The organism is Sphaerisporangium dianthi (assembly GCF_042654065.1).
GTDB lineage: Bacteria > Actinomycetota > Actinomycetes > Streptosporangiales > Streptosporangiaceae > Sphaerisporangium > Sphaerisporangium dianthi.
Genome location: NZ_JBHSFP010000007.1, coordinates 1 through 23,054 on the forward strand (window position 1 = coordinate 1; position 23,054 = coordinate 23,054).

The following is a 23,054-nucleotide window of genomic DNA, read 5'->3' on the forward strand; positions in this document are numbered from 1 at the left end:
CAGTTCAAACGACTCCGCACCCGCTACGAACGACGCGCCGACCTCCACCACGGGCTGCTCGAACTGGCCTGCAGCCTCATATGCCTCCGCCGCCTGCGAACCTCATTCTGAAACGATCAGTAAGTCCTCCCCACGCCCGTGGGGGTGAGCCGGAGTCCACCTACGCCACCGCCCATGCCGGTGAGTCCTCGCCACGTCCGTGGGGGTGAGTCGGGTCCGGTCTTGGTCGGCCGAGGGCGCTGCTGAAGTTGGTCAGGCGGGGACGGCGACGGTGAGGCTGGAACCGAACCTTTGTTTGGTGACCTTGAGCTGCGCGGGCACGCGGGCCCGCAACTCGCCGACGTGGCTGACGATGCCGACCGCCCGCCCCCCGTCGCGCAGTTCGTCCAGGATGTCGAGGACGCCGTCAAGCGTCTCGTCGTCCAGGGTGCCGAAGCCCTCGTCGATGAAGAGGGTGCCGAGCTCGACCCCGCCCGCCTCGGCGGTCACCACGTCGGCCAGCGCCAGGGCCAGCGCCAGCGAGGTCATGAACGCCTCGCCGCCGGACAGCGTCACCGGGTCGCGGTCGACGCCCGTCCAGCCGTCGAGGACGCGCAGCCCGAGCCCGCCGCCGGAGCGTTTGCGGTCGGCCGCCGACTTGCGCACGTCGTACAGCAGGCTGTAGCGACCGCCGGACATGTGGTCGAGCCGCGCGTTGGCCGCGTCGACGACCTGGCGCAGCCGCTCGCCGAGGACGTACGACGACAGGCGCATGTCGAGCCTGTTGTCGGAGGAGGTGCCGACGGCCAGCTCGGCGAGACGCTTGGCCAGGCGGTAACGCTCTTCGGCGGGCCGCCAGGCGGCCAATGCGGCCTCCAGCGTCGCGGTGAGCGCCAGCAGCTCGTCGTGGCGTCCTTCGGCCTGGTCGCGCGCGGAGGTGCGTACGGCGTGCTCGCGCTCGGCCCGGTCGTGGGCGTCGGCGAGGACGTGCAGGGCGGCCGCCGGCGCGGCCGCCGCGGCCGCCAGCGCGGGGTCGGTCAGGAGCTTGACCACGGCGGCGCGCTCGGCGTGCAGCTCGCGCAGCCGCTCGGCCATGGACTCGCGGGCCGTCGCCGGGCGGGCGGCGGCCCGCACGTCCGCCAGGCCCGCGAAACCGGCCTTCACGGCGGCGCTCTCGGCCCGGGCCGCGGCGGCGTCGCGCTCGGCGCTCTCGGCCTCGGCGAGCCGCGCGGCGTCGACGGCGTCCCGTAGAAGCCCGGCCTCCTCGGCGAGCCGGTCGAGCCGGGCGGCGAGCGTGGCGTCCTCGCCCCTGGCCTCGGCCAGTCGGGCGGCGAGCAGCTCGGCGTCGGCGGCGGCGCCCGTCTCGGCGGCGCGCTCGGCGGCGATCTCGAGACCGGCGCGCGTCGCGATCTCGCTCAGCTCGGTGATCTCGGCCTCGATGCGGGCCACCGCCTCCACGAGCGCGGCCTCGCCGTGCGCGACCTCCCGTAGCCGGACCAGCGCGGCCTCCGCCTCGCGCAGGGCCTCCTCGGCCCGCGCCAAGGTCGGTTCTTCCTCGGCCACCACGGCGTCCCCCGGCCCGGCAGCACCACCCTCGCGGCCGGACCAGGTGCGCAGGACCGCGGCGCGGGCTTCGGCCCAGGCCGCCACGGTCTCGCCCGCGCGTGCGGCCGCTCGGACGGCGACGGTCAGCAGCCGGGTCTCGGCGGTCACACGGTCTCGGCGAGCGCCCACCGTGTCGTCGCCCCCGCGTGCGGCGTCGAGGACCTCCGCCAGATGGTCGAGTTCCTGGCGCAACCCGGCCTGGTTGGCACGCTGCTCGGCGATCAGGACGTCGAGCTCGCGCGCCTGGCTCGTGGCGGCGTCGAGTTCATCCTGGAGGCTCTGGGCCCGGGTCTCGGCGGCGGGCGCCTGCTCGGCGGCCAGGTGGAGACGGGCCAGCTCGGCCTCCGCCTCGTCGCGCGCGGCCCGCGCCACCTCGGCCGGCAGGCCCTCGGCGCGCAGGGTGGCGTCCTCCAGCTGGGCGGACAGCACAGCGACCCTGCCCTCGGCCGCCTGCCGCACCTCCTGCGCGGCGTCGGACAGCGCCTGCGCCGCCCGCTCGTCGTCGACCGCCGGCGTGGACAGGGCGGGCGACGCGGGCACGGGATGGTCGGCGGAACCGCACACGACGCATGGCTCTCCGGGCACCAGGCCGCGGGCCAGCTCGGCCGCCATGCCGTCGATGCGGGCCTGCCGGACGGCCTGCAGCCGGTCGCGCGACTCCTGGGCCTCGTCGGTGGCCCGGCGCCGTTCGCCTTCGGCGGTCTCCAGCTCGACCGTGAGCGCGTCTCGACGCGACGCCTGCTCAAGCAGGGTTGCGGCCTTCTGACAGGCCGACGTGGCCGCCGGGATCAGCGCCGCCTCGGCCCGTACCGCCTCGAGCCGGCCGAGCGCCTCTTGAAGCCGGGCGGGAAGCTCGGCTCGCGCGTCGGCAAGGGCGGTCTCGCGCTCGGCCAGTTCGGCGAGCAGGGCGTCCAGGGTGTGCAGCCTGACGCGGGTCTCTTCGAACCGCGTCTCTTCGGCCCGGCGAAGCTCGAGCCCTGCCAGCTCGTCACGATGCGCCCGTTCGAGCGCGGCGAGCCGGTCTCGGACTTCCCGCACGATCGCCTCGGCCCGCGCCGGGTCGTACGCGCGTCGTCCTCCGGACGACGCCTCTCGCGCCACCTCCGCGAGCGCAGCGGACAGCGGGAACGCCGGCGCCTCCGCTTCGGGCGCCCCAGACGCGCCGGAGAACCCGGATGTTCCCGACGTTCCGGAGGGATCGGCCGTCTCTGACGCACCAGAAGGATCAGTCGTCTCTGAAGTGCCGGATGGGTCGGCCGTCTCCGATGTTCCAGAGAGCTCGGGCGTCCCAGTGGCTCCGGAGGGATTGGCCGGGTCCGAGGTGGAAAGAGCGGCGGGGAGGGCGGCGATCGCGCCCAGCAGGTCGCGTACGGCGGCGGCGAGATGCCCGGCCAGGGCGTCCCGGCGGCGGACGGCCTCGAGGTCGCCGGTCGCGGCGGTCACGGCGGCGCGGGCCGCGGGCAGGCCGGAGGCCGCGAGACGCGCCTGCGCGAGGCGCTCACCGGTCTGCCGGCGCGACTCGGGAAGGATGGCGAGCCGCTCGACGGCCTCGGCCTCCTGTGCGGCGAGCGTCGCGAGGCGCTTGGCGGACTGGGCGAGCCGCTCGCGCAGGCGCGCGAGGCGTGCCTCCTCAGGCCGGAGTTGTTCCAGCCGCACGATCTCGTCGCGCCGGGCCTGTGCCAACTCGGCCAGCCGCTCGGGAGTGGACGGCTCGACCGGATGCGACGCGGCGCCGCGCGCATGAGCCTCGGAGGACTGCGAGGCACGCAAATCGCCGCCGCCTGCCTCGTAGGACTGCGTGACACGAGGGGTGCCGCCGCCTGCCTCGGAAGATCGCGAGACACGAGGGTCGCCGCCACCTGTCTCGAAGGACCGCGGGTCACAAGGGTCGCCGCCGCCTGCCTCGAAGGACCGCGTGACACGAGGGCCACCGCCACCGTGTGAGGAGGTCTCGGCGGCCTTCGGCGCGTGCGGCGGGCCGGCGCCAGGGGTGTGGACGGTGGAGGGCCGGCCGGTGAGAGGGAGGGCGCGGGCCACCGCGTCGGCGGCGAGCCCTTCGGCCTTCGCGGCGGCCTCGGCGCGCTGCTCGGCCTGCTGGACGAGGGGCAGCACGGCGTCGGCGCGGGCGGCGTCGGCCAGGATGGACTCGAGGTCGGAGCGCTCGTCGGCGGTGCGGTCGAGGTCGTCGCGGCGCGCCACCGCCTCGGCGTGGACGCGCTGGCGCTGGGCCAGCTCACGGGCCGCGTCGAGCTCGGCGCGCGCCGACCGCAGCGCCGCCTCGCCCGCCACCTGGGCCTGCGCCTCTGACTCGTACGCTTCGCGCGCCACCGCGAGCAGCGCCCGCGCCCACTGCAGCGGCTCTTCTTTGGCGTCGGGAGCGGCGGCGAAGCCGGCGACGTCAGGCGGCGGCGCGACGCCACCGGGCGGCAGGAGGGCCCCGAGGCCGGCATCGGAGGGCGCGGCGTCACCGGGTAGCAGGAGGCCGGCATCGGAGGGTGGCGCTGTGGCGGCGTGGGGCGGCGGGGCTGAGGGCGGGACGTCGGCGGGGGTCAGGAGCGCCAGGAGGGCGGGACCGGCGGCGCCGCGCATGTGGTCGACGGCGGAGTCGACGCGCTGGCGCGACTCTTGGCGTTCGTGCCCGGCCGCGGTGCGGTGGTCGGACAACCACCGCTCGACATCGCTGTAGATCTTGACGGAGAAGAGCTTTTCGAGCAGTTTGCGCCGCTCTTCGCCGTCCGCACGCAGGAAGCGGGCGAAGTCGCCCTGCGGGAGCATCGCGACCTGGCAGAACTGGTCGGCGTTCATGCCGAGCAGCCCGCCGATCAGTTCGCCGGTCTCGTCGGCGCGGCTGGAGAGGAAGACGCGTTCGCCGGACGGGGGGACCTCCTCGAGCAGGACCTTCGCCTTCTCTTCGATGAGGCCCTCGCCGCGCAACTTGGGGCGATGCCAGACCGGCGAGCGGGTGAGGCGGAACCGCCTGCCCCGCAGGGTGACGTCGAGGACGACCTTGGGGCCGCGATCGGCCGGGGCGTGGTCGCAGCGCAGGCGGCGGGCGCTGTTGCGCTGGCCAGGCACCTGGCCGTACAAGGCGTAGCACACGGCGTCGAGCACGGTGGTCTTGCCCGCGCCCGTCGGGCCGTGGACCAGGAACAGGCCCGCCTCGCCGAGGGCGTCGAAGTCGACCTCCTCCTCCCCCGGGAAGGAGCCGAAGGCGGTCAGCCGCAGCCGGTGCAGCCTCATGGCGCGAACCCCTCTTCCGCCGGGCGGGCGTCGGCCATCATCAGCTTCGAGATCGGCACGCCGGTGCAGTCTTCTTCCGCCGGGCGGGCCTCGGCCATCATCGGTTTCACGATCGGCACGCCGGTGCGGCCCTCTTCCGCCGGGCGGGCGTCGGCCCGGCCGCCACGGCACGCGTGCCTCACGCGAGAGCCTCCTTCGCCCGGCAGGCTTCGACGGCCTCGCGCAACAGTCGCCTTTCGTCGTCGTCCGCCGGCTCGCCGCGCACCTCGCGGACGAAGTCGAGGGCGACCTCGATCTCGGGGCGGCCGGAGATGCGGGACGGGCGGGGCGCGGCCTGCGCGGTGACCTCGGGGTCGAAGGCGAGGGCCAGCGTGTGGGGGAAGCGCCGCCGCAGGCTCTCCATCGCGCTCTTGGGCCGCACGGGGTCGGTGAGGGTGACCTGCAGCCAGTGGTCCTCGAACCGCGCCCACCGCTGCGAGGTGAGCAGATCGGCGAGCCGGCCGCTGACGCGGGCGATCGGGCGGGGCACGGGCGCGGGCACGAAGTCGGCGGCGCGGAACCCGCAGGGCCCGATGTCGACCAGCCAGGATCCTTTGACGTGGCCGGCCTCGGAGAAGGAGTAGGCGATCGGCGACCCGGAGTAGCGGACGGACTCGCCCATGCGCTGCCGGCCGTGCAGGTGCCCGAGTGCGACGTAGTCGACGCCGTCGAAGGCGGTCACCGGGACGTGGGCGACGCCGCCCACGCTGATGTCGCGCTCGCTGTCGCTGCCCTGGCCGCCGGTGACGAAGGCGTGGGCGAGCACGACCGAACGGGCGTCGCGCCCGGCGAGGTCGTCACGGATCATGGCCATGGCGTGCTCGATCGCGGCCGAGTGGCTGCGCTCGGGCAGCTGCCACGGCGCGCGCACGACCTCGGGCTCGAGATAGGGGATGGCGTAGAACGCGACGCCGTCGATGACGACCGGCTCGGCGACGCGGGCGGGGTCGGTGCGCAGGTGCACGCCGGCCGCGTCGATCAGGTCGGCGCCGAAGCCGAGCCTGCGCGCGGAGTCGTGGTTTCCACTGATCAGGATGGTGCGGACGTTCTCGCCGACGAGCCGCCGCAGGGTCTCGTTGCACAGCGCCACCGCGTCGACCGAGGGGAGCGCGCGGTCGTACACGTCACCGGCGACGGCCACCACGTCGACGCGCTCCGACCTGATCGTCTCGACCAGGTGGTCGACGAAGGCGGCCTGGGCCTCGAGCAGGCTCTCGCGGTGGAAGGCCCGGCCCAGATGCCAGTCGGAGGTGTGCAGCACACGCATGTCGCAGGAAGCTAACAGGTCTCACCGACAAAGGTGGCCCCTCGAGCACCATCGTTCCATCCGCGTGACTTAACCTGATGATCGGAGGTCATATTAAGGGCGGAACGCCCTCGTATAGAGGACATGCGCGCCGGGGGCCGGGCCTGCGGCCGGCCGCGGCACGCCGGTCCGACGACGAGCCGCCTTGAGGAGGAGGTGGCGTGAGCGTCCGAAGCCGGCTGAGCATGGCGACCGGGGTCCTGCTCGGGCTCTTGGCCACGGTGGGCTACGTGCTGTCCCCGCCGTCCTTCGACCCGCCCCGGCTGAGCCAGAGCGCGGGCGTCAACGCCCTGCCCGCGCAGCCCGCGGCGGAGTACCGCCCGGTCCCGCACAACGGCGCCATCGACGTCAAGGACATCTCCGTGCCCATGCAGGGCACCGCGCTCACGGCGACGATCAGATCGCCGCGCACTCCCGGACGCCATCCCGCGCTGGTCTTCGTCCAGGGCTCGGGCTCCGGCAACCGGGGCGACTTCACCTCCCAGGCCACCTGGCTCGCCAGGGCGGGCGTGGTGACGCTCACCTACGACAAGCGGACGGTCGGGTACGACTTCCGTCACCGCGACTTCGGCCTGCTCGCCGACGACGCGCTCCGCATGATCGAGGTGCTCCGGCGGCGCGCGGACGTCGACCCGCACCGCGCGGGCCTCTGGGGCGTGAGCGAGGGCAGCTGGGTGCTCCCCATCGCCGCGGCCAAGAGCATGGACGTCGCCTTCACCGTGATGGTGTCGGCCCCCGTCGTCTCGCCGATGCGGCAGGTCGCGTGGGCGCTGAACGAGCAGCTCGAACGCCTGCACGCGCCCTCGGGGGTCCGCGAGCTGCTGACCAAGGCGATGGGCGGCGTCGGCTTCGACTTCCTGCGCTACGACAGCGTGCCGGTGCTGAGGCAGGTGACCCAGCCGATGCTCGCGCTGTACGGCACGATGGACCCCTCGATCCCGTTCGTCGAGAGCACCCAGAAGCTCACCGCCGCGCTGCGCGACGCGCGCAACTCCGACTACACCATCCGCTTCCTGGGCGGCGCCGACCACGCGATGCGGGTGAACGGCGGGGCGTTCGCCCGCGGGTACCTGGAGACGCTGGCCAACTGGGTGATCGGGCTGCCCGGCACGGCGCGGCCGCCGGCCGGGACGCAGATCGCGGGAGCGACCCCCGTGCAGCGGTACGTCGCGGCCGACGTGCCCACGGCCCCCTGGTACGCGCGCAGCGCGATCCTCGGCTTCGCGCTGACCCTCACCGCGGTGGGCTACGTCGCCGCGCCGGTCACCGAGATGGTCGTGCGGCTTCGCGGGCGGGACGCCATCGTGTCCCGGCCGGAGCTGTGGCCGGGGATCCGCCGCCGCCTGCGCCGGATGGCCTGGACGGGCGTGGGGCTGCTCGCGGCGGTGATGGCGTTCATCACGCTGATCGTGCTGTTCTCGGTGAACCAGGCGGGGGCGTGGCCGGCCGTGCTCGCGGGGTGGCTGGTGGTGCGGGTGCTGGCGATCCTCATGCTGGTGCAGGAGGTGACGACGGTCGCGGCCGTCGTCGCCGCCCTGCGCGAGGGCTGGGAGCCGGGGCGCTGGCAGCGTTTCGCGCTCGCCGCGGTGCTGGGGGGCACCGCCATGCTCATGGTCACCGCCGCGTACTACGGCCTGTTCGGCATCCCCTGGTAGCCGGGCACGCCCGGCGCCGGCCTCTCTTTTCTCGCATACCCGTACAACTCGACGGCTGTTCCCGGCGCGTTCACGTCCAGGTCGACCGCGGCGAATAGATTGCCCCCTTGGTCGAAGGGGATGGGGCTGCCTTGCCGGAGAAGATCAAGCCACCGGGGACGGCCGCGGTCATCGGATGGACGGCGCTGTCGGCCCTGCTGCCGGGCGCGGCGCACCTGCGCGCCGGGCGCCGCCGCACCGGGGCGCTGCTGCTGGGCGCGTACGGCGTGCTCGTCGCGGCGCTCGCGGCCGTCGCGCTCACGGCGGACGCCGGTCTGGCCGGACGCCTGGTCGACCCCGCGTGGCTGCGCGCCATCGTCGCCGTGGCGCTGGTCGCGGGGCTCGGCTGGTTCTCCCTGCTGGTCCGCTCGTACGTGATCCTGCGGCCGGGCGAGCTGCCTCAGGCGGGCCAGGTGGTCTCCGGCGTCCTCGCCGGGACGCTGGCGGTCGCCGTGGCGCTGCCGTTCGTGGTCGTCGCCCAGTACGCGGTGGTGTCGGGTGAGACGCTGGACACGGTGTTCGACGCCCCCGCCACCGCGGTGGCGTCCGCGCCCGGCCCGGGCGCCCCGCCCGCCGACCCGTGGGAGGGCAGGACCCGGGTGAACATCCTGCTCCTCGGCGGCGACTGGCAGCCCGACCGGGTCGGCGTGCGCACCGACAGCCTCAACGTCGCCAGCGTGGACGTCCGGACGGGCGACACCGTGCTGCTCAGCCTGCCCCGCAACCTGGAGAAGGTGCGCTTCCCGCCCGGCAGCCCGATGCGGCGCAGGTTCCCTGACGGGTTCCGCCTTCCCGCCAACCCCGACGGTTCCCGCGAGGACCTGCTGTTCTCGGTGTGGGAGTACGCGGAGACCCATCCCGAGCTGTTCGGCGGCCGCCACGGCATGGGCCCCGAGACGCTCAAGGAGACCATCGGGCACACCCTGGGCCTGGACATCGACTGGTACGCCCTGGTCAACATGTGGGGGCTGGCCCGCATCATCGACGCGCTCGGCGGCCTCACGCTCACCGTCCCGGCCGACGTGGTCTTCGGCAAGTACAACGAGGGCCTGGTCAAGGCCGGCACCCGCAGGCTGCGCGGCGCGGACGCCATGTGGTTCGCCCGCTCGCGCACCTTCAGCGACGACTACACGCGCATGGGGCGCCAGCGGTGCGTGCTCGACGCCCTGCTCCACCAGGCCGACCCCGCGACCGTGCTGGTCAGGTTCAACCAGCTGGCCCGGGCGTCGAAGGGCATGTTCCGCACCGACATCCCGCGCGCGATGCTGGAGCACCTCGTCCCGCTGGCCCTGAAGGTGCGCGGCGCCCAGGTCACCGGGGTGCAGTTCGTGCCGCCCTTGATCAGCACCGCCGACCCCGACTGGGCCCTGATCCGCGCGCGGAGCGCCAGGGCGATACGCGACTCGGCCGCCGGCCCCGCGACGCCCTCCCCCTCGGCGGCGCCCTCCGGCCGCCCGGCCGACGCGGCGGCCACCCCGCCGGCGTCCCCGTCCTCGTCTCCGTCGGCGTCCGCCACGCGCGCGGGCTCGCCGGGCAGGCAGGCGGGACGGGGCATCTGCGGAGCCTGACTCCCCGCCCCGCCAGGTCACGGTTCGATAACGGCACTACCTCGATCACGTGAAGTGACCATCTCGCTACGGTAAGTCTTTCTCGTGTGCCTGCCCCCCGCGACGCGGTCGCGCTGAGAGCCGTCCGCGACGATGCGCCCTCCCCGTTCCCTCATCCGCGCCCCGGGTGGCCTGTTACGAGCGTTCTTCCGGCAGCCTGCGGGCCGCCCGGCGGCCGGGGCCGTACGACCCCTCGCCGCCACGACGGGCCCGCGGGGCCCATCCGCGGGCGTCTCCGTCCCAGGGCGTCCCACCGGCGACGCCGACAATCCTGACAAGGAGCGCGCAGTGTCCAACGCGGAAGCCAGTTCGGGCATCACCGTCACCGGCGTCGACGACAGGTACGGGGCGCTGTGCCAGGGGTTCAACCAGCGGTGGACCGCACGTCCCGACTACGTCAAGGTCGTGCGTTCCACCGCCGAGGTGGCCGGAGCCCTGGACGAGGCGCTGAACAGCGGCCGCACGCGGGTCACCGTCCGCTCGGGCGGCCACTGCTACGAGAACTTCGTGGCCGGAGACGGCGTCCAGGTGATCATCGACATGGGCGGCATGGACCGCGTCCACCACGACGACGCCATGGGCGCGTACTGCGTCGAGGCCGGGGCGACCAACTGGCACAACTACACCCGGCTGTACCGCGAGTCCGGCCGCACCCTGCCCGCCGGGTCGTGCTACTCGGTCGGCGCGGGAGGCCACATCTGCGGCGGCGGGTACGGGCTGCTGTCCCGCCGGCACGGCCTCACGGTCGACTACCTGTACGCCGTGGAGGTCGTCGTGGTGCGCCGCGAGCCTCGCGGCGACTACAAGGCGCAGGCGGTGATCGCCCGCAGGGACGACGACGGCGACCTGCGCGACCTGTGGTGGGCGCACACCGGAGGCGGCGGCGGCAACTTCGGGGTGATCACCCGTTACTGGTTCAAAGATCTGCCCCGGCCGCCGATCAAGGTCTGGCTCAGCGCCGTCGGCTGGAACTGGGAGGGCATGACCTACGACCGGTTCGACCGGCTTGTCGGGAACTTCGGGCGGTTCTGCGCCGAGAACAGCGATCCCGGCAGCGAGTACGCCGGCCTGTTCTCGATCCTGAAGCTCACCCACAGGGCGGCCGGCAAGATCGGGCTCATCACCCAGGTCGAGGCCACCAACCCCGCCGCCGGCCGTGACCGGCTGGACGCCTTCCTCGCCCGGATGGAGGACGGCCTGGACGTTCCCCGCGCCACCCTGGACGTGGAGACGGGCGAGCACCCGCCGATGGACGGCATGCACGACGAGCCGCGGCTGATGCCCTGGATCCAGGCGATCCAGACGCTCAACGGCTCGGGCGCCAACCGGCGCGGGAAGTACAAGTCCGCCTACATGCGCAAACCGTTTCCGGACGAGCACATCCAGGTCATGTGGAACTTCCTGTCCGGCACGCGCGACGGCACCGAAGTCCCCGGCGGCGACTACGACAACACCGGCTACGCCAACCCCGAGGCGCTGATCCAGGTGGACACCTACGGGTGCGCGATCAACGCGGTGGACGCGCACGAGACCGCCGTGGCGCAACGCGACTCGATCATGAAGCTGCAGTACCAGACGTACTGGACCGACCCGGCCGAGGACGCCGTCCACGAACGCTGGATCCGCGAGCTGTACCGCCGCGTCTACCACGCCGGCGGCGGCGTCCCGGCGCCTGCCGCGGCCGGCGGCGCCGCCGACCCCGGCGCGGTCACGGACGGGTGTTACATCAACTACCCCGACCGCGACCTGAGCGACCCGCGGTGGAACGCCTCTGAGGTGCCGTGGTACCGCCTGTACTACGGCGGCAACTACGAGCGCCTGCGGCAGGCCAAGCGCACGTGGGACCCGCACGACATCTTCCGCCACGACCAGTCGATCAGGTGACCCGCCGGAGACCGGGCGCAGCGACGCGTGGGTCCGCGGGCGAACCGGCGCGCGGCGGCGTCAGAGCCGGAAGGAGTCGCCGGCGAGCCGGCGGACGCGGTCCTCGTCGACCAGGTGGCCGAGGCCGGGCTGGGTCAGCGGGACCGCGACGACGCCGCCGGAGGCGCCGACCGGCGGCGTCACGATCTGCGCGCTGCGCGGCGGCTCGGTCACGTCGCTGGGCAGCGTGCATCCCGGCAGGCTGGCCACGGCGACCGTGGCCGCGCGGGCCAGGCCGGTGCCGCGCCCGCCCGCGGCGGTGATGTCCCACCCGGCCTCCACCGCCAGGTCGTGCGCCGTGCGCACGGCGCGCAGCGACCCGAACCGGGACGGGCGCAGCAGCAGCGCGCTGCCGGCCCGCGCCGCGATGGCCTCCCGCAGCGCCGCCACCGAGTGCACCTCGATCGCCACGAGCGAGGAGACCCGTTCCTGCAGTTCGGCGTGCAGGTCGAGATCGGCGGCGGCGTCGGGGCCGCCGAAGGGCCGTTCGATGGCGGTGACACCGTAGGAGTCCAGCGCCTCGAGCGCGGTGGTCTCGGTGTAGGCGCCGCGGGCGTCGACGGCGAGCGCGAGGGCGGGGTAGGCCGCCCGCACCGCCCGCACCGGCTCGACGTCCCAGCCGGGGTGGACGTCGAGGGTGACATGGGCGTATCCCGCGCACACGTGGCGGTTCACCCTGGCCACCATCGCCTCGAGCGACCGCTCGGCGGCCAGCCGCACGGTCGCCATCAGGGACGTGCGGGTGCCGCCGATCGCGTGCGCCAGCGGGACGCCCTCCATGCGCGTCCACAGGTCCCAGCAGGCGAGGTCGACGGCGGTGCCGCCCGGGACGGTGCCCAGCTCGTCAGGGTGCTCCCAGTCGACGCCGAGGAGCGCGGGACCGAGCGACTCCTCCAGCGTGGCCCACGTCTTGCCGAGCACGTGGTCCCGGTCGCGGTCGGGGGCCTCGCCGGGCGTGGCGTCCGCGGCCGCGGTGAGCGGCCCGCGGGCGGGCCGGGTCTCCCCCGACTGGACGACCTCCCCCCAGCCGGTCATGCCGCCGTAGTCGGTGAGCTTGACCAGGATGCTCTCCGGACGCCTGCCATAAGGCAGCACGAGCCGGAAGACCTCGAGCTCACGGACGCGCGGCATGGAACCCCCTCATCGAACACCTGTCCCTTCCATGGTGCCCGCTGCGGAGGTGCGCTCCAAACGCGGGCCTCGCGCGCGGGAGCCTGCGCCGGCCGCCGGAGTCGTCAGCGCTCGACCCGGCCGGCGATCGGCGAGCCGAGGGCGGCCTGCGCGGCGATGAGGCCCAAGCAGGCCAGATACACCCACCAGGTGGTGGCGAACGCCGCGAACACCGCGCCGGTGACGGCGATGACGACGACCGAGAAGACCGATTCGCCGATCTGCAGCGAGGAGCTGTTCGTGCCCTCCTCGCCAGGGGCGGACAGCTCCAGGGTGAGCACCGACAACGTCGGGTAGACCAGGCCGATGCCGAACCCCGCGGCGAGCCAGGCGAGGAGGCCGGCGACCAGCGGCACCGCGTCGAAGACCAGCGAGGCCGTGCCGGCGACGCCCACCGCGATCAGGAAGGTCCCGAAGCGCAGCAGCCGCTTGCGGTCGTACCGGCGGCGTCCCTGGACCCACGAGGCGAGCGACCAGCTCAGCGCCGACCCGGTGAGGAACAGGCCGGCCAGAGTCGGGCTGAGCCCTCGCTCGCCCGTCAGCATGAGCGGCACGAACACGTCGGCGGCGAACGACGCCCCGGCGGCCAGGCCGCGCAGCAGCACCACCGTCGGGAACCCGCGTGCCGCGCGCATCGTGCCCCGGGGCAGCAGCCGCGGGAGGGCGACGGCGAGGACGGCGAGCCCTGCCACGAGCAGCGCGTGGCCGTCGCCTCCGAGGCCGCTGCCGTACTGGAGCAGGGCCGCGCCGGCGGCCACGACGCCACCCCAGAACAGGCGGGCCCCGAACCCCGCGCCGGAAGGCACGGGCGGCGGCCCGTCCTGCGGCCGGGCCACGGCCGACCGCCCGGCCATCCCTCGCCACAGCACCACGGAGGCGGGGGCGACCAGCAGCGGGATGCCCAGGAAGACCCATCGCCAGCCGATGTGCTCCACGACGGCGCCGGTGATGGCCGGGCCGACGACGGACGGGAGCACCCATGCCGTCGCCAGCAGCGAGAACACCCTGGGATGCATCTCCGCGGGGTACACCTGCGCCACGACGACGTACAACGCGACCGAGAACAGCCCGCCGCCGATGCCCTGCACGAACCGCCCGATGATGAGCAGGTGCATCGTGGGAGCCAGCCCGGCGATGAGCAGGCCGGCGGTGAACCCGCCGACCCCCGTCCACAGCGGCGCCATGGGGCCGCGCACGTCGCTCCACCGGCCGCCGGCGACGGTGGCGATCACGCTGGCCGCCATCGAGCCGCTGAAGGCGAGCCCGTAGAGCGGCAGCCCGTCCAGGGCGCGGGCCACCACGGGCATGGCCGTGGCCACCGCCAGGTATTCGAACGCGACCAGAAGCACCAGGGCGACGATGCCGGCGCTCAGGCCCCGGTACGGACGGCTGAACACTCCAGGGAGTGACTCTGCGGGAGATTCGATCAAAGCTGAGGACACCTGTTCACCGTATGAATGCGTTTCGTCCACCACATCGGCCGCCGCCCTAGGCCTTTCGCCCTAGGGCGCCCACGGCCGGCTCCGTCGCCGCGGCCGGCGTTTCCCTGGAACGGCCGGGCGCGCCGGCCCGCGGGCGGCCGGCGTGTGACGAACGGTGTACCACAAACCACACCGATGTCTCATATCGCACTAAGTGGCACGGACCGAGAGGGTGCGCTCGGCCCACTGGGCGATGTCCCGCCGTTCGATCGCCGCGGCCATCAGCTCCGGGAAGGCGTCCGGCGTGCAGGCGAACGCGGGGACGCCCAGTGCGGCCAGCGCCTCGGCGTTGTCGCGGTCGAAGTGCGGCTGGCCCTCGTCGGACAGGGCCAGCAGCACGATCACCTGGACGCCCGCCGCCGTCATCGCGGCGACCCTGCGCAGCATCTCTTCCCGCACCCCGCCCTCGTACAGGTCGCTGATGAGGATGAAGATGGAGTTCGCCGGGCGCGTGATCAGCCCCTGGCAGTAGGCGATGGCGCGGTTGATGTCGGTGCCGCCGCCGAGCTGGGTGCCGAACAGCAGCTCCACGGGGTCGTGCAGCTGCTCGGTGAGGTCCACCACGCTGGTGTCGAACACCACCAGGGACGTGCGCAGCGACCGCATCGACGCCAGCACCGCGCCGAAGACGCTGGAGTACACCACCGATGCCGCCATCGAGCCGCTCTGGTCGATGCACAGCGTGACCTCGCGGATCACCGCGCGCTGCCTGCGGGCGTACCCGACCAGCCGGGACGGCACCACCGTGTTCCTGTCCGGCAGGTAGTTCTTGAGGTTGGCGCGGATCGTGCGGTTCCAGTCGATGTCGGCCCCCCGGCGCGGCCGGTGCGTGCGCGCCGACCGGTCGAGCGCCCCGGTGATGGCGGTCCTGGTGCGCTGGGCCAGCCGCCGTTCGAGGTCTTCGACGACCTTCCGCACCACCGCGCGTGCGGACCGGCGCGCGGTCTCGGGCATGACGCGGTTGAGGGACAGCAGTGTGCCGACGAGATGCACGTCGGGCTCGACGGCCTCCAGCATCTCGGGTTCGAGCAGCAGGCGGGTGAGGTTCAGCCGTTCGATGGCGTCCTTCTGCATCACCTGGACGACCGTCGAGGGGAAGTAGCCGCGGATGTCCCCCAGCCAGCGCGCCACGCGGGGCGCCGAAGCGCCGAGCCCGGCGCCCCGCTGGGCGTCCCCGCCCCCGCCCGGACCCCCCTCGCCCGTGCCCCGGCCGCCGTTGTACAGCGCGGCCAGCGCGGCGTCCATCTGGGCGTCCTGGCCGCTCAGCGCGCACCCCGTGCCGTCGGCGTCGCCGCCCAGCACCAGCCGCCACCGCCGCAACCGCTCGTCCATCACGATCTCCCTTCATCCGTCCAGGCTGCTGGGCGCCGTACTGATCTCGCGCGCGAGTGGCCGGTCACGGCCTCGCGACGGCGGGGACGGGCCCGAGTGCCGGGGGAAGTGGCACCCCGGCCCGCACGCCGCCGCATCAGGCGCTCCCCAGGATGGAGAGCACGGTGCGCACGGCCGGGGCCGCGCGATCAGGATCGGCCTCGGGCGTGACGGCCCTCGCCGTCCCGCCGGAGGAGACGCGTCCGCCGATGGCGCGGCGCTCAGGCGGGCCGAACGCGGCGAACGTGCGGCGGAGCAGCGGCAGCACGTCGACGAACGCCTCCCCGGTGAGCCCGGTCAGCCACGCGTCGATCAGCCCGAGCAGGCCGGGGTCGTGGACGAGCAGCAGGCCACTGCCGGAAAGGAACCCCTCGACCCACGCCGCCGCCTGCGCGGGCGGGGCGCCGGCCGACATCGAGCGGGACATGCGCCGCGCGACCTCCTCGGCCGGGATCGTGCCGGCGTCGAGCAGGATGCGGGTCAACCGGCCCGCGATCAGCCCATGCAGGTCACGCCGCTCGGCGACTCCCCGCAGCGTCGCCAGCCAGCCCTCTCTGCCCGACTCCAGCAGGCCGACCGACGCGTGGACGGCGTCGACGTGGCCGAGCAGCTCTCTGGCCGCGTCGTCGTCCAGCCCGGTCACCGCCGCGGGAAGCCCCGCGCGGATGCGGCCGAGCAGCGACTCCACGATGACCGACAGGCCGGCGGCCGGCGTGCCGCGGACGTCGCCGTACCGTTGCGCGCGCACCAGCGCGGGCAGCGCGGCCATCAGGTGGGTGACGTCGCTGTCGAGCGCCGCCCTGGTCGAGATGGAGGCCAGGACGTCGGGCAGGGCCTCCGGAAGGTCGGCGAGCAGGCACCGTTCGGCCACCCCCGTGAGTTCGGCCAGCGTCGCGGCAGGTCGCGCCGCGGAGGCCGCGGTACTGGGCGCCGCGTGCCGGGCCGTACGCCCCGAGCCGAGATCGACGAGCTCGCGCACCCGCGCGGTGGCCGCGGCCGGCACGGTGGTGCCGTAGGCCCCGGCCTCGATGAGGTCGATGTCGAACTCGGGGCGCCACTGGAGCGTCCACGACTCGCGGAAGGTGCCCTTGCCGCGCGCCTCGCGAGGCGTGCCCCAGCCGACGCCGATCAGGCCCAGCCGGTGCAGCAGGCGACTGCGGTCGAGGTCGAGAGGCTTGCGCAGGTCGAGATCGAGGTCGTGTTCGAGGGCCCCGGGCTTGAGCTTCAGCCGCCGCTGCCGGTCGCGCAGGTCACGCTGGAGCGGCACCATCGGCGTGTCGTCGGGGACGCGGCCCAGGCGCTCGCCGACGACCATGCGCCGCTGGATGAGCTCCACCGGCAGCTCGTCGCCCTCGCAGAGCACCGCCCGGACCGCCTCGGTCACCTCGCCCAGCCCGGCCAGCGGGCGGCCCCGCACCACGGCGAGGCTGTCGGCGAGCCGCACGGCCTCGATGACGTGGGCCGATGAGACCGGCAGGTCCTCCTCGCGGAGCAGGTGGGCCGCCGCCGTCAGCCACCGCTCGATCGGGCGGTCGGGCACGGTGAACAGGTGGTCGTACCAGCCGGGCGAGGTGACGCCGGCCCCATAACCGCTCCAGGACGCCAGACGCCCGTACGTCCATGGGACCCACGTCATCTCGACCTTGACCTTGGGCAGCCCGCGCAGGAGGCGGTCGTCCGGGGCGGCCGGGCCCGGATCGCGCAGCGCCGGCACGTGCCAGGCCCCGCAGACCACGGCGACGCGTTCGTACCCCTCTTTGAGGGCGGCGCGGATGATCTTACGCATGTAAGCCTCGCGCCGGGCCTCGTGCTCGCCGGGGGTGTACCCCTCTCTGACCGCCGCCATCGCGTCGGCGATCACCTCGAACGGGGTGTCGCCGCGATGCTCGACGGCGTCCTCCCACCAGCGTTCCGGGTCGTCGTACCCGGCCGCCCTCGCCAGCTCTCCGATCGGGTCGCGATGCACGGCCTCCGGCCCGTCGCCGGCGTCCGCCCCTTCGCCGTTCTCCTGCCCATCATCGCCATCACGATCGCCCGGGGCCTCCGGAACGACGTCCGAGCGCCCGGGAACGCCGTGCTCCCGCTCCGGGGCGGCAGGCAGGTCCCCCGAGGCACTCGAAGACGGCCCCGGCGCGGCATCCGGCAGCCCCCCAGAGGTACTCGAACGCTCAGGAGCGACGTCGGGCGGCCCCTCGGAGGTCCTAGAGGGGTCAGGGCCGGCGACCGGAACGCCCTCAGAGGTATTCGAGGGGTCAGGGCCGGCGACCGGCAGGCCCTCAGAGGTACTCGAAGAGTCAGGAGCTGCGTCCGGCTGCACCGGGGTGCTCGGAGATTCGGGGGCCGGGTGCTCGGCGAGGCCGTGGGCCGCGGGCAGGTCGCAGAACCGGGCGGGGATGCCCGCGCGGGCCGCGTACCGGATGGCCTGCCACTCGGGCGAGAACCCGGCGAACGGCCAGAAGGCGGCTCTGGCCGGCTCGCCCGGCACGTGCGCCAGAAGGGCCACAGGCGGCTCCATGCCGGGATCGGCCGCCAGCGCGACCAGGCCGTCGGCCTCGGGCGGGCCCTCGATGAGCACGATGTCGGGACGCAGCCGCTCAAGCTCGGCAAGCACCGCCTTGGCCGACCCCGGCCCGTGGTGGCGGATGCCCAGCACGGTGACCACCGAGGCGTCCCCCGCACGGCGCGCGGCGGCACCACGCCCCCCCGGGGCACGACCGGCGACCGCCCTCTCCGTCCTCTCGGGGGACGCGGACCCACGATCCAGCGGTCCGTCCGCGGCCGAAGCGGTCAGAGCGTGCCCAGGAGCCGCGGCCATGTCGGTCAGAGCCTCCCCCGATAACGCGGCCGAGCCCATCGGAGCATGCCCCGGTAGCGCGGCCGTGCCCGTCAAAGCGTGCCCCGTTCTCGCGGCCGAGCCAGTCGGAGCATGTCCCGGTAGCGCGGCCGAGGCCGTCGGCGCATGCTCCGATCTCGGGGCCGAAGTGGTCTGATCAGGCGCCGTCATGACGCGCGACTCCCGCTCAGGAGGCATCGCGGCAGGCCCGGTAGAAGTCGCGCCATTCGGGACGCTCGCGGACGACGGTCTCCAGATACTCCTGCCACACGACACGGTCGGACACCGGATCCTGGATCACGGCGCCCACGATGCCCGCGGCCACGTCCCCGGCGCGGAGCACCCCGTCGCCGAAGTGGGCGGCGAGCGCGATGCCGCTGGTCACCACGGAGATGGCCTCGGCGGTGCTGAGGGTGCCGCTGGGAGACTTCACCGTCGTGCGCCCGTCGGCCGTCACGCCGGACCGCAGCTCACGGAAGATCGTCACCACCCGGCGGATCTCCTCCAGGCCGGTCGGCGCGGCGGGCAGCTCCAGGGAGCGTCCGAGCTGGGCCACCCGCCGGGACACGATGTCGACCTCTTCCTCGGCGGTGGCGGGGACGGGCAGGACGACCGTGTTGAACCGTCTGCGCAGAGCGCTCGACAGCTCGTTGACGCCGCGGTCGCGATCGTTGGCCGTGGCGATGACGTTGAACCCGCGGGAGGCCTGCACCTCCTGGTTCAGCTCGGGGATCGGCAGCGTCTTCTCGGACAGGACGGTGATCAACGCGTCCTGCACGTCGGAAGGCATGCGGGTGAGTTCTTCGACGCGGGCGAGGCGGCCTTCGGCCATGGCGCGCATCACGGGGCTCGGGGTCAGCGCGTCACGTGAGGGCCCTTCAGCGAGCAGCCGGGCGTAGTTCCACCCGTACCTGATCGCCTCCTCGGCGGTGCCGGCCGTCCCCTGCACCAGCAGCGTCGAGTCGCCGCTGATGGCGGCGGCGAGGTGCTCCGACAGCCACGTCTTGGCGGTGCCGGGGACGCCGAGCAGGAGCAGCGCCCGGTCGGTGGCGAGGGTGGCGACGGCGACCTCGACGATGCGGCGCGGCCCGATGTACTTGGGCGTGATCTCGCGGCCGTCCCCCAGGAGGTAGGTGGTCACGGCCCAGGGCGACAGCCGCCAGCCCGGCGGCCTCGGCCGTTCGTCGGACTTGGACAAGATCGCCAGCTCGTCGGCGTAAAGGTCTTCCGCGTGCGGACGCAGGACGGTCATGTCGGCTTCAGCTCGCTTCCGCGTAGTCGGCCAGGTCGATGGTGTCGTTCACAGGACAAACAAATGCCGCCGCAACTCCGGCTCCGGCTCCTTCTGGGTCCCGCCGCCGGCACACCCGGGCGGGAGCACGGAGCGGCGAACCGCGGTATGGAGGCTCACTCGGCCGCCTCCAGTTCGGCGAGCATGTCGAAGCGGAAGCGCAGCGTGGCGGCGACCTCTTGGACGGAGGGTTCGAGGGACAGCCGCGCCGCGATCGCGTGGAGACCTGGGTCGATGCGCTCACCGGCCAGCCGCACCAGTTCGCCGAGGTTCCACGGCTGGCGTTCGACCGTGTCGAGGATCTTCTCGAGAACGGCCTTGGCCAGCGCGGCGCCCCATGGCGCCGGGACTCCCCCGAGCATCATGATCAGCTGACCGTCGACGGGCTGGTCGCGGACCAGCTCGGCGGCCTTGTCGGCGCGCTCGCCCGGCGGCAGGACGGCCAGCAGGTCGGTCAGCGGCTCCACGGCGAACAACGCCCGCGCCCACGTGGCGTCGTTCTGCAACACGGCCGCCCGTTCCCAGCCGAGCCGGATCTCTCTGGACCAGTCGCCGGTGTTGAGCGCGACGATCTGCTTGGCCGTACGGCCGAAGTGGTCGGTCCAGAAGCGGAGCGGGGTGTGCGCGACGACCTGCTGGAGCCACCAGCTGCGCTGCCCGGCGCCTCCTGGGGCACGTGCGCGGACGCCGTCGCGTTCCATGGCGGCGTCACACGCCGCGGGCGGCTCGGCGACCAACCGGTCGCCGGACAACCGCAGGCACCGCGCGGCCCGCTCGGCCATCCTGCGGCCGAGCCGTGAATCGGGCAGCCGGGTGAGCAGGTCGGCCGCCTGGCTCCTGACCTCGCGCCGGCGATCGTCGAGCGCGGCCTCCAGGAACGGCTCGTCGGCCATCGACAGCCCTTCGTCCATCGCGTGGACGAACGCGGCCCGGTCTTCGGGTGACTCGGTCTCCCAGCCTCTCTCGAGCAGCGAGCGCGCGCCAGCGGGGTCGGCTCGGCGCAGGTTCCGCAGATACGCCAGCCGATCGCCCCGGGTGCCGAACTCCCAGAGAGGATGTGTCTGGACGCTCTCGTCGGTGCTCGGCGCACCCTCACCAGCGGAGGCTTCACCAGTGCCTTCAGACCCCGTCCCGCCCCCGTCACCCGACCCCGGCGGTGAACCGGAGCCGTCCCCCAGAGTCGCCCCGCCCCCAGGGGCCGAACCACCCGGAACAGAACCGTCCCCAGGAACCGAACCACCCCCTGGGGAGCCACCCGCAGGAACGCAGCCGGCCGGAGGAACAGAGCCGCCCCCGGGAATCGAACCACCCGCCGGAACAGAGCCGCCCCCAGGGGAACCACTCCCGGGCATGGGGCCACCCGCCGGAACAGAGTCGCCCCCGGGCACGAGGCCGGCCGTGCTGGTGGGGAGGTGCGCCGACGCCTCTTGGAGGAGATAGGCCCAGGAGGGGTTGAGGGAGGCGAGCCAGCGCCCTCTGGCCCCGGCCAGCACGCCGATGGGGGAACGCAGGGAGCGGTCACGCAACCCCTGGTCCAGGACCGAGGGGACGACCTTCGGCGGAAGGCGGTACCCCCGCGCGGCTGCGGCCTCCAGCCATTCGGGCAGCAGGCGAGGGTGTTCGCCGCCGAGAATGCGCGCCACACGCTCACCCGCCGCACGAGGGACCAATGGTTGCTCCTCGGCGGCCGCGACGGGCAGCGGCTCGCCCCTGTGAAGCCGCTGCCCCGCCCGCGCTCCCGCCGTGTGCGCCGCCGCCTGCCCGAGCAGATCGGGCACGGGGCGGCGGTCGGTGCCGACCAGAGCCGCCGACACCAGCCGCTCCCACTCGTCGACCGTGATCACAGCACCACCACCTGGCCCTCTTCGTCCCATGTCGTGAGCGGGCGCAGCCCGCGTGGCGTCCACTCTGCGGCGACGTTCACCGGGTGGCCGCCGGACACGGCCAGCAGCCGCCACGGAACACCGCCCGACGGTTGCAACGGCATCCCCTCGACCACTCCCGCGCCCGGCCCCTGCCCCGCCCTCGGTGCGCGCTCCGAACCCGGTGCGGGCGCGCCGCCACGGACGCCCGCCCCGGCCCCTGTGCCGGCCGGCGGCGCGCCCTCGGCGCGGCCCGCCTCAGGAACCCCGCCATCCAGGAAGTGCGCCTCGGAGACCCCGCCACCGGGGACGCCCGTCTCTGGCTCGGCGTCGGCCAGCAGCCATCGGTCTGCCTGCTTGACGGGGATGACGTGGTTCAGCACGACCGGCCAGGACTCGAGCCAGGGGTCGGCGGCGAGGGCCGCGGCCAGCTCGTCCAGGACCGCGCGCACCCCGACGCCCGGCGGAGGCCCCGGCGGGACCGCTCGGTGCCGGACGGCGATCAGGGCGCGCAGCGGGGCGGCGCCGGGATAGAAGGCCAGATCGGCGTCGATGGTGGTGCCGGTGACGAGCGAGGCGTCCAGCGCCTGGCCGGGCGGGGCGAACGACAGCACCAGGGCGGACCTGCCGCTGGAGCTCCCCCGCAGCCAGACGCGGCGTGAGATGAGACGGTCTTGCTCTTCGTCGCGGGCTCCGAGCACATGCCAGTGATCGCGCAGCGCGGCGCCCGCGAGGACCTCTTCGCGCGAGGCGGGGAAGCCCACCCGCGACCGGATCGTGTCGCAGAGCGGCGCGGGTAGCTCGCGCGCCCGGCGGAACCCGACCGCGAGCAGATGGAGCAGGCCGTACTCACCCAGCAGGCGGGCCGGCCAATCTTCCTCGGCCAGTACGCGGGGCAGGCGCGAGACGACGCCGGCGACGCCGGGCGCCTGCGCGTCGACCAGCCGCCTGGTCAGCTCATCCCACTGCGCCGGGGCGTTCTGCCGTGCCCCGGCGAGCCCTTGGCCGATCTGGTCGGCCAGCCACCGCTCGAGTTCGGACAGCCCCGCGGCCACACGCGTCTCACGCTGAGCGGCACGCCGGTCGACCTCGGCGCCGTCGGCGGAACCCGGCCCGCCCGCGCGCGGCCCCGCGCCGGCGTCGCCACCGTTCGCACCCGAGCCGTGCTGGTCGTCACCGGCGGCCGGGTCTCGCCCGGCGCCCTGCTGACCTGGGCCGGTGTCGTCGCCGGGCCCATGGCCGGTCGCACCGGGATCGGCCGGCGAGCCGCCACCGCGGGAGGCGGCCGCCTTGGCGGCGCGGGCCCGGCGCTGCTCGACCCACTCGGTGACCCAGCCGGGAAACGCCTCGGCCGCCGGGACGCCGTCGGCGGACCACAGCAGGAGCAGGCCGAGCGCGTGCTTGCACGGGAACTTGCGGCTCGGGCAACTGCATCGATAGGCGGGCTCTGCGAGGTCGACGCACGCGCGGTACGGCGTGGCTCCGCTGCCCTTGCACTCACCCCAGAGCACGTCGGACATCACCCCCCTCGTCGACCACTTGGCCGGGGTGCTGACGCTCTGCGCGCCCTTCTGGGAAGAGGCGTCGGGGGCGAGCGCGAGCACTTGTTCACGGCTCCAACGTTCGATCACTCCAGTCACACTAACGACGGCC

General features: G+C 74.1%; 13 protein-coding genes and 1 pseudogene. 4 read left to right on the forward strand and 10 right to left on the reverse strand.

The window, feature by feature from the left end; all coding sequences use genetic code 11:
• Window positions 1-111, forward strand: a pseudogene (locus ACFO60_RS12845) (IS5/IS1182 family transposase); the annotation flags it as partial.
• 141 nt (window positions 112-252) lie between these two features.
• Here the strand turns inward: ACFO60_RS12845 and ACFO60_RS12850 are convergent.
• The 3 genes from ACFO60_RS12850 to ACFO60_RS12860 are packed head-to-tail and all read right to left on the reverse strand — an operon-like array spanning window position 253 to window position 6,130.
• Window positions 253-4,824 carry an AAA family ATPase gene (locus ACFO60_RS12850; protein WP_380840316.1) on the reverse strand — a complete coding sequence of 1,524 codons (4,572 nt, stop codon included), beginning with the start codon at window positions 4,822-4,824 and terminating at the stop codon, window positions 253-255.
• The gene (locus tag ACFO60_RS12855; RefSeq protein WP_380840317.1) at window positions 4,821-4,943 is read right to left on the reverse strand and encodes a hypothetical protein; all 123 of its coding nucleotides are present in this window, start codon (window positions 4,941-4,943) and stop codon (window positions 4,821-4,823) included. The genes ACFO60_RS12850 and ACFO60_RS12855 overlap by 4 nt, the downstream gene beginning before the upstream one ends.
• A gap of 59 nt (window positions 4,944-5,002) precedes the next feature.
• The gene (locus tag ACFO60_RS12860; protein ID WP_380840318.1) at window positions 5,003-6,130 is read right to left on the reverse strand and encodes an exonuclease SbcCD subunit D; all 1,128 of its coding nucleotides are present in this window, start codon (window positions 6,128-6,130) and stop codon (window positions 5,003-5,005) included.
• Between the two features lie 200 nt (window positions 6,131-6,330).
• Here ACFO60_RS12860 and ACFO60_RS12865 point away from each other — a divergent pair, with 200 nt between their 5' ends.
• From ACFO60_RS12865 to ACFO60_RS12875, 3 genes are all read left to right on the forward strand, one after another.
• Window positions 6,331-7,824, forward strand: a complete 1,494-nt coding sequence (locus ACFO60_RS12865; protein WP_380840319.1) for an alpha/beta hydrolase family protein — start codon at window positions 6,331-6,333, stop codon at window positions 7,822-7,824.
• 131 nt (window positions 7,825-7,955) lie between these two features.
• Window positions 7,956-9,431: an LCP family protein gene (locus tag ACFO60_RS12870; RefSeq protein WP_380840320.1), complete on the forward strand. Its 1,476-nt coding sequence runs from the start codon at window positions 7,956-7,958 to the stop codon at window positions 9,429-9,431.
• A gap of 327 nt (window positions 9,432-9,758) precedes the next feature.
• Window positions 9,759-11,354 carry an FAD-binding oxidoreductase gene (locus ACFO60_RS12875; protein WP_380840321.1) on the forward strand — a complete coding sequence of 532 codons (1,596 nt, stop codon included), beginning with the start codon at window positions 9,759-9,761 and terminating at the stop codon, window positions 11,352-11,354.
• A 60-nt stretch (window positions 11,355-11,414) separates the two neighbouring features.
• On the opposite strand, the gene ACFO60_RS12880 is transcribed toward ACFO60_RS12875, so the two are convergent.
• The 7 genes from ACFO60_RS12880 to ACFO60_RS12910 form a co-directional block, all read right to left on the reverse strand.
• Window positions 11,415-12,524, reverse strand: coding sequence for an enolase C-terminal domain-like protein (locus ACFO60_RS12880; RefSeq protein ID WP_380840322.1), 1,110 nt, complete (start codon window positions 12,522-12,524; stop codon window positions 11,415-11,417).
• A gap of 104 nt (window positions 12,525-12,628) precedes the next feature.
• Window positions 12,629-13,960, reverse strand: a complete 1,332-nt coding sequence (locus ACFO60_RS12885; RefSeq protein ID WP_380840323.1) for an MFS transporter — start codon at window positions 13,958-13,960, stop codon at window positions 12,629-12,631.
• A 234-nt stretch (window positions 13,961-14,194) separates the two neighbouring features.
• Window positions 14,195-15,376 (reverse strand): VWA domain-containing protein, encoded by a 1,182-nt coding sequence (locus tag ACFO60_RS12890; RefSeq protein ID WP_380840325.1) that lies wholly within the window; start codon window positions 15,374-15,376, stop codon window positions 14,195-14,197.
• A gap of 136 nt (window positions 15,377-15,512) precedes the next feature.
• On the reverse strand, window positions 15,513-18,077 hold the full coding sequence (locus ACFO60_RS12895) for a DUF5682 family protein (RefSeq protein ID WP_380840326.1): 2,565 nt from the start codon (window positions 18,075-18,077) through the stop codon (window positions 15,513-15,515).
• Window positions 18,078-18,435: 358 nt separating this feature from the next.
• Window positions 18,436-19,500 carry an ATP-binding protein gene (locus ACFO60_RS12900; RefSeq protein WP_380840327.1) on the reverse strand — a complete coding sequence of 355 codons (1,065 nt, stop codon included), beginning with the start codon at window positions 19,498-19,500 and terminating at the stop codon, window positions 18,436-18,438.
• 155 nt (window positions 19,501-19,655) lie between these two features.
• A complete protein-coding gene (locus ACFO60_RS12905) occupies window positions 19,656-21,383 on the reverse strand; it encodes a DUF5691 domain-containing protein (RefSeq protein ID WP_380840328.1) in 1,728 nt (575 codons plus the stop codon).
• Window positions 21,380-23,032: an SWIM zinc finger family protein gene (locus tag ACFO60_RS12910; RefSeq protein WP_380840329.1), complete on the reverse strand. Its 1,653-nt coding sequence runs from the start codon at window positions 23,030-23,032 to the stop codon at window positions 21,380-21,382. Before ACFO60_RS12910 ends, ACFO60_RS12905 begins: the two co-directional genes overlap by 4 nt.
• Window positions 23,033-23,054 lie beyond the last annotated feature (22 nt).

Excerpts from the sequence above, each read along its gene's own strand:
- ACFO60_RS12860 (WP_380840318.1), bottom strand. The coding sequence starts at position 6,130 with ATGCGTGTGCTGCACACCTCCGACTGGCATCTGGGCCGGGCCTTCCAC.
- ACFO60_RS12880 (WP_380840322.1), bottom strand. The coding sequence starts at position 12,524 with ATGCCGCGCGTCCGTGAGCTCGAGGTCTTCCGGCTCGTGCTGCCTTAT.
- ACFO60_RS12900 (WP_380840327.1), bottom strand. The coding sequence starts at position 19,500 with ATGACCGTCCTGCGTCCGCACGCGGAAGACCTTTACGCCGACGAGCTG.
- ACFO60_RS12850 (WP_380840316.1), bottom strand. The coding sequence starts at position 4,824 with ATGAGGCTGCACCGGCTGCGGCTGACCGCCTTCGGCTCCTTCCCGGGG.
- ACFO60_RS12890 (WP_380840325.1), bottom strand. The coding sequence starts at position 15,376 with ATGGACGAGCGGTTGCGGCGGTGGCGGCTGGTGCTGGGCGGCGACGCC.